This window comes from Bacillus sp. ISL-55, from assembly GCF_018613155.1.
In the GTDB taxonomy this organism is placed as follows: Bacteria; Bacillota; Bacilli; order Bacillales; family Cytobacillaceae; genus Mesobacillus.
Genome location: NZ_JAGGQU010000044.1, coordinates 31,855 through 47,091, shown reverse-complemented (window position 1 = coordinate 47,091; position 15,237 = coordinate 31,855). Strand labels below are relative to the sequence as shown.

Here is a 15,237-nt window from a genome sequence, read left to right as displayed (position 1 = left end):
CTCTAAAGAACCAGATTAAACTACCTTGAATAATTGGAATGGCTTGTGCTCCAGTAATCTTAACTGGTAGCGGAATAAAAACTCAGTAGCCTCGAGAATTTTCTTAGCTTCAAATGCGTTCCTTCCCCAGACTGTGATGCCATGGTTACGGATCAATACTGCTCCGGTGTCTCCTTTTGCATGCTCTGAGAAAGCTTTAGCAAGGGTAGGGATATGCGCATAATTTGGAATAATGGGAATTTTGAGGACAGCATCTTCCTCCCAAATGTTGAAAGCCTTAATTAGTTCCTGGCCCTGGAATTGCACCTCACCCCGGTCTCCATAAACCTCAGAGATGACATTGTTATCAATCGTATGGACATGGAGGCTGCATCCAGCGTTGGTCTTCCTGTATACCTCTACATGGAGCAATGTTTCAGCAGAAGGCTTCAAATGGGTATCCTCCACCGGACGGCCGAATTGGTCAACAAGCAAAAAGTCCTCATCCGTTCTTTTCCGCTTATCCTTTCCGCTTGCCGTCACAAGGAATTGCACCGGGTCGCTGTTTACTTTAATCGCAAGGTTACCGCTCGTTCCCATAAACCAATCACGTTCAGCAAGTTCAGCTTTTACATCCGCCAATTCTTCCCACTTCGATTCTAAAATGCTCATCTTTTCACCCCAGTTTCAGTTTTAAGAGCTTCAATGCAGTCAAAAAAAGTTTCAAATGGCAAATGACGAATCTGCCACTCTTCACATTTATCCTTCAAGTAATCTCTCGCCAGCACCAAGTCTGCTTGTTTTGCGGCTTCAAGATCGGTAACGGAGTCACCAATGACGATTTTAAAGGCTCCGCCTTGTTCTAACTTTCTCATGATTGATGGTTTGCAGCAGCCGCAATCATTTGAACAATGTTCATCACAGCTGTTGGGCCATTCAATGCTGATTGTTTTTCCTGAAAAATCAGAACCATTGCAGTAAATTTCTGCAATTGGGCCAAACTGTTGGATGATGGGCTCTATGAAAAAATCAATTCCGCCGCTTACGATATATACAGGAATTCCTTCATCACTGGCATAATCGAGGAATTCCTGAAAACCAGGGCGAATCCTTGCATTCTTAATGGCAAATTCAATGATTTCATCTTTAAGGTGGACGGGGAGCAGGGAAAACATTTTCCCCACGCCTTCCCTTATGGAAATGCTGCGATCAAGAACTGCTTCCTTTATTTCGTCCCATCCTTCAGGACCAAATTCATTCATGATCGCGATGATATTATCCTTTTCAGTTACGGTTCCGTCGAAGTCACAAAAAATCACTGGCCGGCTCATTTTGCCACCGCCTCGGCTGAACCCCAAAGACCTATAGCAATTTTCAACTCTTCATGTTCGATGGCGCCTTCTTCAAGCGTTTTTCCTTGAAGAACTGTTTCAATGGCCTGCCTGAAAGCCTTGCCGCCCCCCTGCGCTCCACCAGGATGACCATGGACGCCTCCACCCGCATTAATGATTGAATCTATTCCGAAATCTTTTACAAGCAATGGGACCATTCCTGGATGGATACCTGCTGACGGAACCGGGAATGACTTTTTGAAGTGATCCTCTGCAGTCAGTGCATCGGCTATTGATATCGCCTGCTGCTTTTCGAGGGCCACACTTCCATAAGGTGACGGAAACAGCGAGAAGTCTGCTCCGGCATAGCGGAGTAATTTTCCCAGAAGCAATGAATGTGAAAAACCATATTCTTCGGCTGAAGTGAAAGCACCACTTACGGCCGGGTGAGCCATGATTGGAATTCCGATTTCGTCATCTTCCCTAAGTTCCTGCAAGACATCCAAACCGTAGGCGAACACATTGAACAACAGGGCGTCGGCTCCAAGCTCAGCCGCTTTTCTCGCTTTATCCCTAAGCTGTGTGGTCCTTCCTGTCAGGTTGGCAGCATATAAGGTTCTGTGTCCAGTAGACTCATAGACTTCATCAAGAACCTCTTTCCCAAGAGTGATTCTCTTATCAAAAGGAGTAAGTTCATTATCAAACAGAATTTCATCATCCTTGATCAGATCAACTCCACCAAGGCTTTGTTCTTTTAGCTGCTTTAACAGAAACTCCATGTCCCTTCCAATGACGCCTTTAAAGATACTCATAAGCAATGGCCGGTCGTAGACGCCAAGTTTTCTCCTTATTCCTTCAATTCCAAAGCGCGGACCTGGGAATTCCTTTTTTAATTCTTTTCCGAATTCAAGGTCTACCAGCTTCACCTTGCCATCGAGCGATAGTTTTCCAAATACAGTTGTGAGAATGGCTGGCAGGTCCGGTGAGAAATTGATGGAAGGATAAGCGATTTTGATTGTTGCCACTGTTTCTGAATTGGTGTCCAGGCCAGAACCTTCTACAGAAACAACTCTTCCCTTATGTTTTTTTAATTGTTTTTGGTCCAATTCAGGCAAATCTGTCCAGGATCCCACTGTCAATCCAAGCGCGATGCCCTCTGCTTTTTTCTCCGGGTTATGTTTGGCATCATGGACGATATATGTTGCTGTAATTTCACTCATGAAGATCAAATCCTTTCAAAACATCTAGATTTCAGTAATAAACATAAAAAAACCTCTTCACAAAGAAGAGGTTAGAAAATACACTAAACTCTTCTCATCTTTCAGCTTTCGCTGCAAGAATTAGCACCGTGCCCAGCTAATGCTGGATCGGTTGCCGGGCTTCATCGGGCTCGTCCCTCCGCCTGCTCTTGATAAGAAAATAATTTAATCAAGTTATTTAATTGGTTAAAGTAAATTTATTAATTAGGATTATGTCAGGTTCACTAATCAATGTCAACTATTTTTTGAAAACTTCCAAGCTTTCAATTCTGCTGACTGCTTCTTGCAATCTCTCCTCGGAGCTCAGCAATCCAACTCTCACAAATCCCTCTCCATATTCACCAAATCCTACACCAGGCGCAACTGCAATATGTGCTTTTTCGAGCAGGAAATCCGCGAATTCAACCGAAGTGTAGTGTTCCGGAACCTTAAGCCAGGCAAAAAACGACCCTTTTGGAGCAGCGACCTGCCAGCCAATATTTTTCAGACCATCAATGAGGATATTTCTTCTTGATTCGTATAAATCATTTAATTCAGCAACACATTCCTGCGGTCCAAGCAAAGCTTCTGCTGCAGCTTCCTGGACAGCACCAAACAGGCTGACATACATATGGTCCTGAAGCAAGTTGATCGCGGCAATCACGCTCTTATTCCCCGCTGCAAAGCCAACGCGCCATCCAGCCATATTATACGTTTTTGAGAGCGTATAAATTTCGATTCCTACTTCTTTGGCACCCTCTGACTGTAAAAAGCTTTGTGGTCTCTTTCCGTCAAAGCCAATCGCTCCATACGCGAAATCGTGGACAACACAAATTTCATTTTTTCGTGCCAGCTCGATTGTCTGATCAAAAAATTCCTGATGTGCCACTGCACCCGTAGGATTATTGGGGTAGTTCAGAAGCATCAGTTTTGCCTGATCCAAATCCTCTGCATATAATTCAGCATAATCAGGCAAAAAGTCATTCTCTTCTCTTAGGGGCATGGTCACCATTTTTGCCTTTGCAAGTTCGACTCCAGATAAATAGTCAGGGTAGCCGGGATCTGGAACGAGAATGGTGTCCCCGGGATTCAACAGGCATTGAGGAATTTCAACCAGGCCAGCCTTGCCACCGAATAATATGGCAATCTCTTCTTCTGGATCAAGATCGACTCCATACTCCCTTTTATAAAATGCTGCTGCAGCTTCCTTCAGCGAAGGCAATCCCCTGAACGGCGGATACTTATGATTAGCCGGATTATCTCCAGCTTGCTTCAACTTTTCAACGATGTGCTGTGGAGTCGGTTGGTCAGGGTTTCCCTGTCCAAGATTTATAACATCTGCCCCTTTTTCAGTATATGCGCCCACTTTTTGCACGAGTGAAGCAAAAAACTGCTTGGGCAGGTTTTTCAATAAATCTGATTGTGCGAATTCCATTTTCTCACCTGCTTAGGAAATATATTAGTATTTAAAAATTTTAATTTGAAATTCTAGTCACAAATGATATAACGTAAATAGTAACTTGTAAAGATATAATTTTCAGAAAGTATGGCGGTGTTTAATGATGAAATATAAAATAGCATGCCTGCAAATGGACATTGCCTTTGGGAATCCTGAGCAAAATTACAAAAAAGCCTCCGAACTGATCGACAAGGCAAATGCTCAAAAACCTGATATCATTGTCCTTCCCGAGCTCTGGACTACCGGATATGATCTCGATAATTTAAAAGGCACTGCAGAAGAAGAAGCACAAGAAGCCAAAGTGTTTTTCAAGGATGCAGCTGAGAAATACAATTCCCATTTTATTGGCGGTTCTGTTGCCAATAAAACAGAAGCTGGCATAGAAAATACACTGCTTGTGTTCGACAAAAAAGGTGAGCAGGCAGGAATATACAGCAAGCTCCACTTGTTCAAGCTCATGGATGAGCATCTGTATCTGGCTGCAGGAAAGGAAAAAGGGTTATTTTCTTTAGATAACCACAAATTTGCCGGCCTGATTTGCTATGATATCCGGTTCCCGGAATGGGTCCGTGCCCATGCACTCCAGGGAGTCGAAGCCATGTTTGTTGTTGCTGAATGGCCCATCCAGCGTTTAGAACACTGGCGGGCATTGCTCATCGCCCGTGCGATTGAGAACCAATGCTTTGTTATAGCCTGCAACCGGGCAGGTTCAGACCCCAACAATAAATTCGCTGGCCATTCCATGGTGATTGGCCCATGGGGTGACGTGATTGCAGAAGGTGGAGAAGATGAGGAAATCCTCATTGCAGAAATCGACCTTGATGAGGTTAAGGAAGCAAGAAGTAAAATCCCCATCTTCACTGATCGCCGGCCTGAATTGTATTAATACAAAAAGCGGAGGCGACTCGTTCAGCCCCGACAAGCGCTGGAGGACCGACCGGTGAAGTCGTTCTTTGACTTCATTGGGCGGACCGAAAACGAAAAGCGGAGGCGACTGCCCAACTCCGACAAGCGCTGCCCGCCGAAAACGCCACGTCCTGTGGCTGGCGGGTCTAGCACATCGTGTGCCTCAGAGTGCCTGACTGTGAAGTCGTTCTTTAACTTCATTGGGCGGACCGAAGCGACTCGAGGGGCTAGGCGCTGGAGCTGGATTAAGAAAACCAATTGAAGTTATCACAATCAGTTTATTTTATATTTAACAACAAAACCGCCAGGGACAAAGCCTTAGGCGGTTTTAACTGTGTATTGTAAATCATTCCGGTTTTGCCCACATCTCTTCAGGATTCATTTCATAAATCGCATTTTCACGATACATATAGTGATTGATGATGAATTCCCTTCTGATTGTCGCATAATCCTCATGGAACTTCTGTATATATTCGTTCAGTTCCTTTTCCGGATATTTTTTTCCGGCCTTCAACCCGCGGACCATATATTCAAATACCATTAGTTTCTTTTTACGTTGTGCCGGAATGTTCTTTAATTTACCGTCTTTCGTAAAGAAATTCTCGATAACCTTTTGTCTTTCGGTATTCTGTTGAATCATTGCTTCCACCTCCCCTTCCTTTTTCTCGATCCACTTACCAAGTGTTTGAGCCTGTTGCTTGATTAATGACTCATTTAAGTGAAAATAAATTGTGTTCTTGTCCCTGCGCTCGAAGATAACATTGATATCCCGCAATTTTTTTATATGATGTGTGATTGTCGGAGGGGTAAGGCCAAGCTTTCCGGCAATTGCCTGGCCATGAAGCGGCCCATTTGCTAGCAAAGCCACTATTCTTAACCTTGTCGGGTCCCCCATTGCTTTATGAAAAGCAACAATTTTATCCAGCTGCATGAAACCACTCCAATCAATTCGATATTTATCTAATTAGTTATATATCTAATATAATACACTCTTCATTATTTTAAAAGGGAAATAGTAAAATTTTTAAAGAAATTACTGCATTAGGTTTTTTAGACTGTTTTAAACATAACTTTTGGCAAAAAAAAAACGCCTGATTGAATTTAATCAGACATTTCCCTGGTTATAGGCAAATAGATATGAAAGCTTGTTCCGTCCCCGACCTTGCTCTCTATTTCGATTGTGCCACCATGTTCTTCAATGATTTTGAAGCTAACCATCAATCCGAGGCCTGTTCCTCTTTCCTTGGTTGTGTAAAAAGGTTCTCCAAGCTTTTTGATCTTTTCAGCAGGAATTCCTTCTCCTTCATCCTGGATGCATATATGTAACCTGTTTCCTGGTGCCTGGCTGATCATCACACTGACTAACCCGCCCTTAGGCATCACTTCTATCGCGTTTTTTATAATATTAATAAAGACCTTCTTTAGTTGATTAGGTTCACACAGGAGTTCTGGTAAATCATCGTCATATAAAGTCCTAATCTGCACATCATGCAGCACAGCCTGAGCAGTAAGAAGGGCTGCCGTCTCATTCATTATTTTAGAAATATTGGTATTCTCATATTTTATTGACTGAGGTTTAGCCAAAATCAGGAACTCGTTGATAATCGAGTCGATTCTTTGGAGTTCAGTCTTGATGACCTGGAAATATAAAGAATACGCATCGCCTGTACTATTTTCGAGCAGCTGGATAAACCCTTTTAGCGCGGTCATTGGGTTGCGGATTTCATGGGCAATGCCCGCTGCCAGCTCACCCAGCATATTAAGCGTATCTGATTTATGGAGCTGAGCTTCCATCTCTATTTTTTCAGTGATATTCCTGAAAACAATAAGATTCAAACTGTCTGCCAATTGGTGTTTGACAGTGTATTCAAAGTGCTTCATCCTGCCTTCTTCATAAGGAATGGTAATCCTTCCATCCAGCCTGCCTTTTCGAAGCAGTGCTTGCACTTTTTCATCGATTAATTCTTCTGAAAACCCAAGATTCATGAAAAGCTTCCGGAAGTTTTTCTCCTCCAGGTTTTCCGGCTTCAGTTCCAGTTCTGCCATTCCAGACGGGTTGATTTCATAATGTTTGCAATTTTCATCCCAGAGAATCATTCCCTCTAGAGATCCTTCAAAAATCCTCCTGAATCGTTCTTCGCTTTTCCGAAGCTTTTGTTCCATTTGGTAACGCTCACTTGCGTCACGGACAATAGTCATATGATAACCGTCGCCCGCATTGAGCTTGACAGTAAACTCCAGCAGTCTCTTTTCACCATTTGGCAACAGAAAGAACGTTTCTTCGCGCAGAGCACCTTTTTCATTGATAATTTGTTTCATCTTACTATATTTCTCATCTTTTTGATAAATGAAGTCCGAAATTTTATGCTTTAACAGCTCTTCATGAGTGAGCCCGAAAATCTTGCAGGTTGCTTCATTAGCAGCAATGATTCGTCCACACCTGCCCCAAAACACAATCCCATCCAATGTTTCGAGGAATAAGTTTTTTAACAAACCGTCGTCTTCAATAAATCTTTCACTAAAACTTTTTGCTGGACGTTCAGCTGGGACCATTTGAACAGAACAGTCATTGGCTGCCCGCTGCTGCTTATTCTTCCACTCTGTTAAAGAGGAATTTTCTCGTTCTAAAGTGGCTATTTTCTCTTTCAGTGCCTCAATCTCATCTGCCATATTAGCACTACTCACCAGAAAGCCTCCTTGCCGGATTCCCATTTTTCTAGTAATTTCTACATAGATGGTAAAAATCCCTTTAAAATCGTGATTATTTCCTGGTCATCCTGCAAATTTTCAAATAAAAAATCACCTTATGAGGAGTAATATGCTGCATTAGGCTACCATTTCTGGCGAAAGGTACCCTTATAGCGGTCACATAAGCTGCATAAGGGTCTCTTTATTGCCGATAGGTACCCTTATAGCGGTCACATCTGCTGCATAAGGGTCTCTTTCCTGCCGATAGGTACCCTTATAGTGATCCCAACTGCTGCATAAGGGTCTCTTTCCTGGCGAAAGGTACCCTTATAGCGGTCACATCAGCTGCATAAGGGTCTCTTTATTGCCGATAGGTACCCTTATAGCGGTCACATCTGCTGCATAAGGGTCTCTTTCCTGCCGATAGGTACCCTTATAGCGGTCACAACTGCTGCATAAGGACCTCTTTATTGCCGATAGGTACCCTTATAGCGGATCCAAGTCCTGCATAAGGGTCTCTTTCCTGTGTCTTTAAAGTGTATATGAAAAGAAGCCAGGTTTCCCTGGCTTCTCTGTCTTAAAGATATTCGTTTTCGTGCTTAGCCTTTAGGCGCTGCCACCTTTTTTCGACTTCTTCTTCAAACTCCACTAGCATATCCTTATTTTCTTCTTTTAACAGATGCTTGGTTTTACCCATATATTTCAACCAATCTGATAATGGAATCTTTTTGTTTTTTGCTTCTGGATCGTAAGTGATGTTTGTGACACCTTGCTCGACTTCGTATAACGGGAAGAAGTTCGAATTCACTGCTGCCTCGACAATTGTCTGGCCAAAGCGGTCTTCCGATTTCCAGTTGAGCGGGCATGTTATTAAAAGCTTACCGTATACAGTTCCTACATTTTGTGCATACCACTGTGCCTTCGCAGCCTTTTTTACTAGATCTTGCGGGAAGGCTTCGGTTCCAGTAAATACGTACGGAATATTGGTAGAAGCCATGATCTGGGCAGTATCCTTATGGTGGAACGCCTTACCCTGTTGTGCCTTGCCGACGTTCGATGTACTCGTCATATGGCCAAAAGGAGTGGAGTATGAAAGCTGGGAACCAGTATTCATATAGCCCTCGTTATCGTACTCAAGCATAATTAGCTTGTGTCCGCGAAGTGCCGTGCCGATTGCCGATCCCATGCCGATGTCCATACCGCCATCACCGGTTACCATAACGAAGGTAGCATCTGCAGACACTTCGATTTCACCGCGGCGTTTCAGTTCAAGGAAGGCTTCGAGCGTTCCTGATAATGTTGCAGCACCATTCTGAAACAGGTTATGGATCGTCGTCTGCTTATGGGATGTATGAGGATACGCTGTTGTAACAACATACGCGCAGCCCGTTTGGAAAAGAATGACGAGATCTCCTTCAATTCCTTTAAAGAATAGTTCCAGTCCGCCGAAGATTCCACAGCCAGGACATGCGCCATGGCCTGATGCAATTCGTTTCGGCTTTGTAGTCAAGGCTCTCAAAGGCGGAATTTTGACATTCAGTTTATTCTTTTCTTCATCTCTTGTTACCTGGATAAGTCCTGAATTAAAAACATCTCCATGCTGTGGCTCAATGACTTGCTTCAATGCTTTTTCTGGATCGCCAGCAACATGTCCGTAGTAATCGAACGGCTTCTCTGCGTATCCCTTTTCCATAGCGTCTATCGCCATGCCGAAAAATGCTTCAGCATCGTCTGCATAGAAGTCTTTCCCGCCAAGTCCGAACACCCTGCTCTGGACGATTGTTTCATTGTCCCTGTCTCCCTGCAGCGCTGACTTAATTTCATGTGTCAGGTTAGGGCCATGGCCGCCGTAGGAATCAGCGCGCTCACCTACAAGAAGTGATTTCACATTCTTCAGTGCTTCCCTGATTTCCTGCGCAGGGAATGGCCTGATGATATTAGGGCTGATGACACCGGCCTTGATACCCTTCTCACGAAGTCTGTCTACAACATCCTTCGCGGACTCTGCCGCAGAGTTCAATAGAAACAGCGCTACCTCAGCATCTTCCATTTGATAAAGGTCAAGAATATCATAGTTGCGTCCTGATAGTTTTGCATATTCAGCAGCCACTTCTTTATAAACATCTTTCGCTTTGTACATTGCTTCTGATTGCTGGAAGTGGTTGTTCATCAAATCGTCGCCATTCATGTGGGCTCCAATTGTCAGCGGCTTCTTAGGATCTCTGGCAAAGTTATATTCAGTCGGCGCTTCGCCAACAAATCTCTGGACTACAGCACGATCCTTGAAATAGTTCACTTTTCGCTTTTGGTGGGATGTAAAGAAGCCATCATATGCAACCATTACAGGCAGGCGCACATCTGAGTGTTCAGCAATCTTCAGTGCCATGATGTTCATATCGTAAACTGCCTGCGGTGTCCTGGCAGTGAGGATCACCCATCCTGTATTTAACGCAAAATACAAATCTGAATGGTCGCCGCGGATGTCCAGCGGACCGCTGATCGAACGAGTTACCAGATTCAAGACCATTGGATAACGCGTACCTGATTGAACAGGAAGTTGCTCCAGCATATACATCAACCCGTTCGCGCTCGTTGCGTTGAACACGCGGGCACCAGTTGCTGCAGCACCGTAACAAATACCCGCAGAACCATGCTCCCCATCGGCAGGAATCAATTTTATATCATGCTCGCCCCTGGATTTCATCATATCCAGGTATTGAGCAACTTCTGTTGAAGGGGTAATCGGAAAATAGCCCATGATATGATAATTGATCTGGGCTGCGGCCATTGCGGCCATTTCATTTCCGGATTCAAAAGTTGTCACCTGTTCTGCTGTACTCATTGCCTTTACGTTTTCTTCAAGAACGGACATTAAGAAACCCCTCCAGTCACATATGGATAGTTATGTTTAACTTGATTCTCCTCAGCATAGCCGATCATTTCCCTCAGCTCGCCGAGCGCAGTAGTTGGACATGCCTCAACACACTTCAGGCAGCCTTTGCAATATTGATAATCGATTCCCTTTAGGAACATTTGCTTTCTGCCGCGTTTGTCTTCCCCTTCTTCCCATACAAAGCAGTAATCAGGACATGCAGTATCACATGCTGCACAATTGATACATTCCTGCTGATTGAATTGGGGCAGGAATCCTTGTCTGGAACCGCTTAAATCTTTAAGGATGCTGTTTGCCTGTGTTGTAATCACTCCGCCGATTTCCTGTGTTTCATAGCCAAGAAGCGGCATTGGGCGCTTGAATTCCTTGCCCTGTGCTCCTTCTTCTGGAGCGTATGTTTTAAATTGAACATCATTATAGCCTCTTTCAAACGTTCTGATGTTCGGCTCTACTAAATGAGGATATTTTTTTTCAAACGTTTTGCGAATAACATTTTTCATCGCTTCGGGATCAAGAAAATCAATGATGCGGTATAACGCTCCAAGCATCGCAGTATTCACCTTCGTTTTTTCCTCGACAGCGATGGATAGTGCATCAACAATTGCAAGTGTTCCATGCTCCAGATGAAGATCTTTCTTGATGTCGTCAAAATCCCTCGTCGAATTCACCAGCAGGATTCCGTCCGGACGCAAGCCGCTGACAACATCGACCATTTTATAAAGTGCTTCATGAAATACGCCGACAACATGCGGCTCTTCTATTGGACTGTGGACCCTGATTTCAGTGTCTGGTTCACAGAAACGGACAAAGCTTTTCACCGGTGATCCCTTTTTCTCCGATCCATATGAAGAAAAGTTGGATCCGTTCAAACCAAGACCTAGAACACCTGCTTCCGCTAGCATCTTTCCTGCAAGGTTTGCACCAAGCCCTCCAATCGATTCAAGTCTTATCTCGTAAAAACCTAATTCATTCTTTTTCGGTAAGATAGACATAATCTCCCTCCCCAATTTGGTTGTTAAGGTAATTGACTTTAAAACATTCCCCACTAATAATTTTATAGACTTTAAAATAATTAAGCTGTGACTTATATCAAACATTTGAAGTTTTTTAATGGAACACACCCAAAAATATTCAATTTAAGCCGTATCCTATAATGAAAAACTTTTATATAACAGAGAGAATTTTGTAATAGTACAGAAATATTTATTCCTGATTCAGGGTTTTATTCCTTAATTTTGAGCAATTAGCCTAGTTTGTATTTATCCTGACTGGGGTAAAAGAGGGTTAGTATTTTGGGGGTCTCTAATTAAGGGAGGAAATATGAAACAACGAGATTACTACTTTGATAATGCCAAGTTCATCTTGATTTTTTTTGTCGTATTTGGCCATCTTTTGCGCTCGTTCATTGAAGACAATGAAATGATTTATAATGTTTATAAAGTCATTTATACATTTCACATGCCGGCGTTCATCCTAGTTTCTGGATTTTTTGCAAGAGGCTTTAACAAAAAAGGCTATGTAATGAAAATTGCCAAAAAATTAATACTGCCATACTTTATTTTTCAGCTGATCTATTCGGTTTTCTATTATTTCCTGTACAGCAAGTCTACTTTTACGATGGATCCGCTTAATCCACACTGGTCCCTATGGTTTTTGATCAGTCTTTTCTGCTGGAACATCATGCTGATTGGCTTTACAAGACTTAACGCACCTATTGGATTGTTGGTTGCTTTTGGATTAGGGTTGGGTGTCGGCTATGTCGACTGGATATCCAACTATCTGAGCCTATCAAGGACCTTTGTGTTCTTCCCATTGTTCCTGCTTGGGTACCATTTGACAAAGGACCATATCAGAACACTTACAAGGCCAGCCTTCAAAGCTGGAGCACTGGTAACGTTCGTGATAGTATTTTTAGGATTTTATTTCAATCCAGATATAGACTATAAATGGCTTCTTGGTTCCAAACCTTACTCATTGATGGAAGCAGCTTCATTATCAAGCATGTTCACACGACTTGGCTTTTACTTATTAAGCTTGCTGATGGTGTTCAGTTTCTTGACAATAGTTCCGAAAAAGCAATATTTCTTTACAGACCTGGGTAAAAATACACTTTATGTATATCTGCTTCATGGCTTTTTTGTACGAACCTTTCGCGAAAGCCAAGTACAGGACTTCTTCCATAGTCCTGAACGAATCCTTTTGCTTGCAGTCATCGCACTGCTATTGACCTTCCTGCTGTCCAGCAAATACGCAGCAGCCATCGCACAGCCGCTGATTGAATTCAAGACCTCACGGATCAGCCGTCTAAAAATAAGGTTTAACGCTATACTTCGCTTCTATCGTCGGAAGCTATTAAGCGAGTAATTTAGGATAAAAATTTGAAGAGGCTGTTAAAAAGGACTATATTTTCCTTTTTGACAGCCTCTTTTCCTTATTCTCCTATTGCATTCAACCTGTCTTTTTTGTCCAAACTGAGGTATAATTAAAAGTTGATTTGCTGCTGGATTTTTATAAAGGAGATTTTCTTAAATGAATATTGTTTTAACAACGCTTAACGCGAAATATATACACACAAATCTTGCGATCAGGTACCTTAAGGCATATGCTCAGCCTGAGTTTGACGTACATCTTGTTGAGTATACCATCAAGGATCCTGTGATCAATATTGTCTCAGATTTGATTCAAAAACAGCCTGATGTTATTGGATTCAGCTGCTACATTTGGAATATTGAAGAGAGTATCAAAGTCATCAAGATGATTAAAAAAATCAATCCTGACATTAAAATTGTCGCTGGTGGCCCTGAGGTTACTTATGATGTACTAGAGTGGATGAAGCAAGTGCCGGAGTTTGATTTTATCGTCATCGGTGAAGGTGAACAGACCTTCAAGCAGCTTCTATCCGCAATAGCTTCTGGAGCAGGTTTTACGGAAGTACCTGGAATAGCCTATCGAAAAGGCGAGAGCATTTCAATGAATCCTCAACAGAATAAGCTGGATTTAAAGGAGCTTCCGTCCCCATATCGTTTTGACGAGGACATCCCCCATCTTTCTAAAAGGGTAACCTATCTCGAAACAAGCCGCGGCTGCCCTTTCAGCTGTCAATTTTGCTTATCTTCCATTGAAGTCGGGGTCCGCTACTTCGACAGGGAGAAAATCAAGGAAGATATTCGTTATTTAATGGCAAATGGTGCGAAAACAATCAAATTCGTCGACAGGACGTTCAATATCAGCCGAAGCTATGCAATGGAAATGTTTCGTTTCCTGATAGATGAGCATCTGCCTGGCACAGTGTTCCAGTTTGAAATCACAGCTGATATCATGCGGCCTGAGGTCATTCAATTCCTGAACGATGAAGCACCTGCCGGGTTGTTCCGTTTTGAAATCGGGGTCCAATCAACTAATGATTACACAAATGAGCTGGTCATGAGGAAACAGAATTTCGATAAGCTGAAGCGAACCGTCACCATGGTAAAAGATGGCGGCAAGATTGATCAGCATCTTGATTTAATTGCAGGTTTGCCAGAAGAAGATTATCAATCGTTCAAAAAAACGTTTAATGATGTATTTGCCATGCGTCCGGAAGAATTGCAGCTTGGCTTCTTAAAAATGCTCAGAGGGACAGGTTTGAGAATGAGAGCTGAACAGCATGATTATGTGTACATGGATCATTCTCCATATGAAATTCTCGGAAATAATGTCCTTGATTTCAATGACATCATAAAAATAAAGCAGGTTGAGGATGTTCTGGAAAAATACTGGAATGATCACCGAATGGATTTTACCGTTGAATATCTGGTCACAAAGGTATTTCCTTCACCATTTGATTTCTTCCAGGACTTCGGCTCTTATTGGGAGGCAAAAGGATGGTCGCGGATTGGCCACCAGCTAGAGGACTTATTCAAAAGACTTTTCAACTTCTTACAAGAAAAAGGTGTGGAAGATCTAAAAGCAATCGAAAGCTTGATGAAGTATGATTACTTGGCCAGCATGAAACACAAGCCTCGAAAGCCATGGTGGGAACTGAGTCTGGACAAGCAGGATCGTTCTGAGCTATACCGTGGGATCATCCAGAAACCTTACGCCCTTGGCAATCAGTATGCTGAAATGAATATTAGTGAAAAGGATTTATATAAACACACACTGCTAGAGGATATCAATATTGACATGAAGAAGTTTATGGAAGATGGAGAAATCATACACTCCCCTTCCTATATGCTTGTTTATTTCGATTCTAAATTAGATCGTCCTCAGTTTTTCACTTTTAAAATGGAAGATGTAAAGCCGGCTTAGTTTCAGCCGGCTTTTTATTTTTGACTCTATTTTTTATTTGCATTCCTTTTCATTTTTATTTTTCGCTTTTTTGCTGCTAAAAGGAATTTCATACAGTTTTCCAGCATTTATATCGCCGAATTCCATTCCAAATTCAACATTCAATGGTTTTTGGTGTCGAGCCTCATGCTTTTTCATTACGCTCTTCCTTTCCTGCCTTGCTTTGAATTTCTGTTTGCAAATTTGCCAGGATCTTCACCGTGTGCAAACTCTGCAGAGAATTCGCTCTCCTGAAGGTTTTTCTTAGGTGTGTTTGTATATTTAGCCAAAGCATTTCTTTCTGCCTTCCGTTTAGCCATTCTAACCACCTCCATACTCTTATTTTTTTCAATAAAAGATTAGCTATGTACTGATTTGATTACCTAATTTTACAAAGCGGATTTCTTGATAAAAAACAGAATGAAACAAAAAATA

At 42.5% G+C, this 15,237-nt stretch carries 14 protein-coding genes and 1 riboswitch; of the genes, 4 read left to right on the top strand and 10 right to left on the bottom strand.

Annotation, left to right across the window (positions count from 1 at the left end):
* Positions 1 to 15: 15 nt before the first annotated feature.
* The 4 genes from J7E32_RS19565 to J7E32_RS19550 all read right to left on the bottom strand — a co-directional run bounded on the left by J7E32_RS19565 (position 16) and on the right by J7E32_RS19550 (position 3,983).
* Entirely contained in the window at positions 16 to 651 is a 636-nt protein-coding gene (locus J7E32_RS19565) for a methylthioribulose 1-phosphate dehydratase (protein ID WP_214910903.1), read from the bottom strand.
* On the bottom strand, positions 648 to 1,310 hold the full coding sequence (locus J7E32_RS19560) for a 2-hydroxy-3-keto-5-methylthiopentenyl-1-phosphate phosphatase (protein WP_214910901.1): 663 nt from the start codon (positions 1,308 to 1,310) through the stop codon (positions 648 to 650). Before J7E32_RS19560 ends, J7E32_RS19565 begins: the two co-directional genes overlap by 4 nt.
* Entirely contained in the window at positions 1,307 to 2,530 is a 1,224-nt protein-coding gene (mtnW, locus tag J7E32_RS19555) for a 2,3-diketo-5-methylthiopentyl-1-phosphate enolase (RefSeq protein ID WP_214910899.1), read from the bottom strand. The genes J7E32_RS19560 and mtnW overlap by 4 nt, the downstream gene beginning before the upstream one ends.
* Positions 2,531 to 2,621: 91 nt before the next feature.
* Positions 2,622 to 2,728: riboswitch (SAM riboswitch) on the bottom strand.
* Between the two features lie 79 nt (positions 2,729 to 2,807).
* Positions 2,808 to 3,983: a pyridoxal phosphate-dependent aminotransferase gene (locus tag J7E32_RS19550; protein WP_214910897.1), complete on the bottom strand. Its 1,176-nt coding sequence runs from the start codon at positions 3,981 to 3,983 to the stop codon at positions 2,808 to 2,810.
* A 127-nt stretch (positions 3,984 to 4,110) separates the two neighbouring features.
* Between J7E32_RS19550 and J7E32_RS19545 the strand changes: the two genes are divergently transcribed.
* Complete coding sequence (locus tag J7E32_RS19545; protein ID WP_214910945.1) at positions 4,111 to 4,893, top strand: carbon-nitrogen family hydrolase; 783 nt, start codon at positions 4,111 to 4,113, stop codon at positions 4,891 to 4,893.
* Positions 4,894 to 4,947: 54 nt separating this feature from the next.
* On the top strand, positions 4,948 to 5,175 hold the full coding sequence (locus J7E32_RS19540; protein ID WP_214910895.1) for a hypothetical protein: 228 nt from the start codon (positions 4,948 to 4,950) through the stop codon (positions 5,173 to 5,175).
* An 84-nt stretch (positions 5,176 to 5,259) separates the two neighbouring features.
* Here the strand turns inward: J7E32_RS19540 and J7E32_RS19535 are convergent, their stop codons facing one another.
* The 4 genes from J7E32_RS19535 to J7E32_RS19520 all read right to left on the bottom strand — a co-directional run bounded on the left by J7E32_RS19535 (position 5,260) and on the right by J7E32_RS19520 (position 11,486).
* Positions 5,260 to 5,844: a DUF2087 domain-containing protein gene (locus tag J7E32_RS19535; protein WP_214910893.1), complete on the bottom strand. Its 585-nt coding sequence runs from the start codon at positions 5,842 to 5,844 to the stop codon at positions 5,260 to 5,262.
* Positions 5,845 to 6,014: 170 nt separating this feature from the next.
* On the bottom strand, positions 6,015 to 7,598 hold the full coding sequence (locus J7E32_RS19530; protein WP_353654077.1) for a PAS domain-containing sensor histidine kinase: 1,584 nt from the start codon (positions 7,596 to 7,598) through the stop codon (positions 6,015 to 6,017).
* A gap of 580 nt (positions 7,599 to 8,178) precedes the next feature.
* Entirely contained in the window at positions 8,179 to 10,473 is a 2,295-nt protein-coding gene (locus J7E32_RS19525; protein ID WP_214910891.1) for a thiamine pyrophosphate-dependent enzyme, read from the bottom strand.
* Positions 10,473 to 11,486, bottom strand: coding sequence for a 2-oxoacid:acceptor oxidoreductase family protein (locus J7E32_RS19520; protein ID WP_214910889.1), 1,014 nt, complete (start codon positions 11,484 to 11,486; stop codon positions 10,473 to 10,475). Before J7E32_RS19520 ends, J7E32_RS19525 begins: the two co-directional genes overlap by 1 nt.
* A gap of 328 nt (positions 11,487 to 11,814) precedes the next feature.
* Between J7E32_RS19520 and J7E32_RS19515 the strand changes: the two genes are divergently transcribed.
* The gene (locus J7E32_RS19515) at positions 11,815 to 12,858 is read left to right on the top strand and encodes an acyltransferase family protein (RefSeq protein WP_214910887.1); all 1,044 of its coding nucleotides are present in this window, start codon (positions 11,815 to 11,817) and stop codon (positions 12,856 to 12,858) included.
* Between the two features lie 165 nt (positions 12,859 to 13,023).
* Entirely contained in the window at positions 13,024 to 14,784 is a 1,761-nt protein-coding gene (locus J7E32_RS19510) for a B12-binding domain-containing radical SAM protein (protein WP_214910885.1), read from the top strand.
* A gap of 33 nt (positions 14,785 to 14,817) precedes the next feature.
* On the opposite strand, the gene J7E32_RS19505 is transcribed toward J7E32_RS19510, so the two are convergent.
* Both J7E32_RS19505 and J7E32_RS19500 read right to left on the bottom strand, forming a co-directional pair.
* Positions 14,818 to 14,961 carry a hypothetical protein gene (locus J7E32_RS19505; RefSeq protein ID WP_214910883.1) on the bottom strand — a complete coding sequence of 48 codons (144 nt, stop codon included), beginning with the start codon at positions 14,959 to 14,961 and terminating at the stop codon, positions 14,818 to 14,820.
* Positions 14,961 to 15,122: a hypothetical protein gene (locus J7E32_RS19500; protein ID WP_214910881.1), complete on the bottom strand. Its 162-nt coding sequence runs from the start codon at positions 15,120 to 15,122 to the stop codon at positions 14,961 to 14,963. Before J7E32_RS19500 ends, J7E32_RS19505 begins: the two co-directional genes overlap by 1 nt.
* Between the last annotated feature and the right edge of the window lie 115 nt (positions 15,123 to 15,237).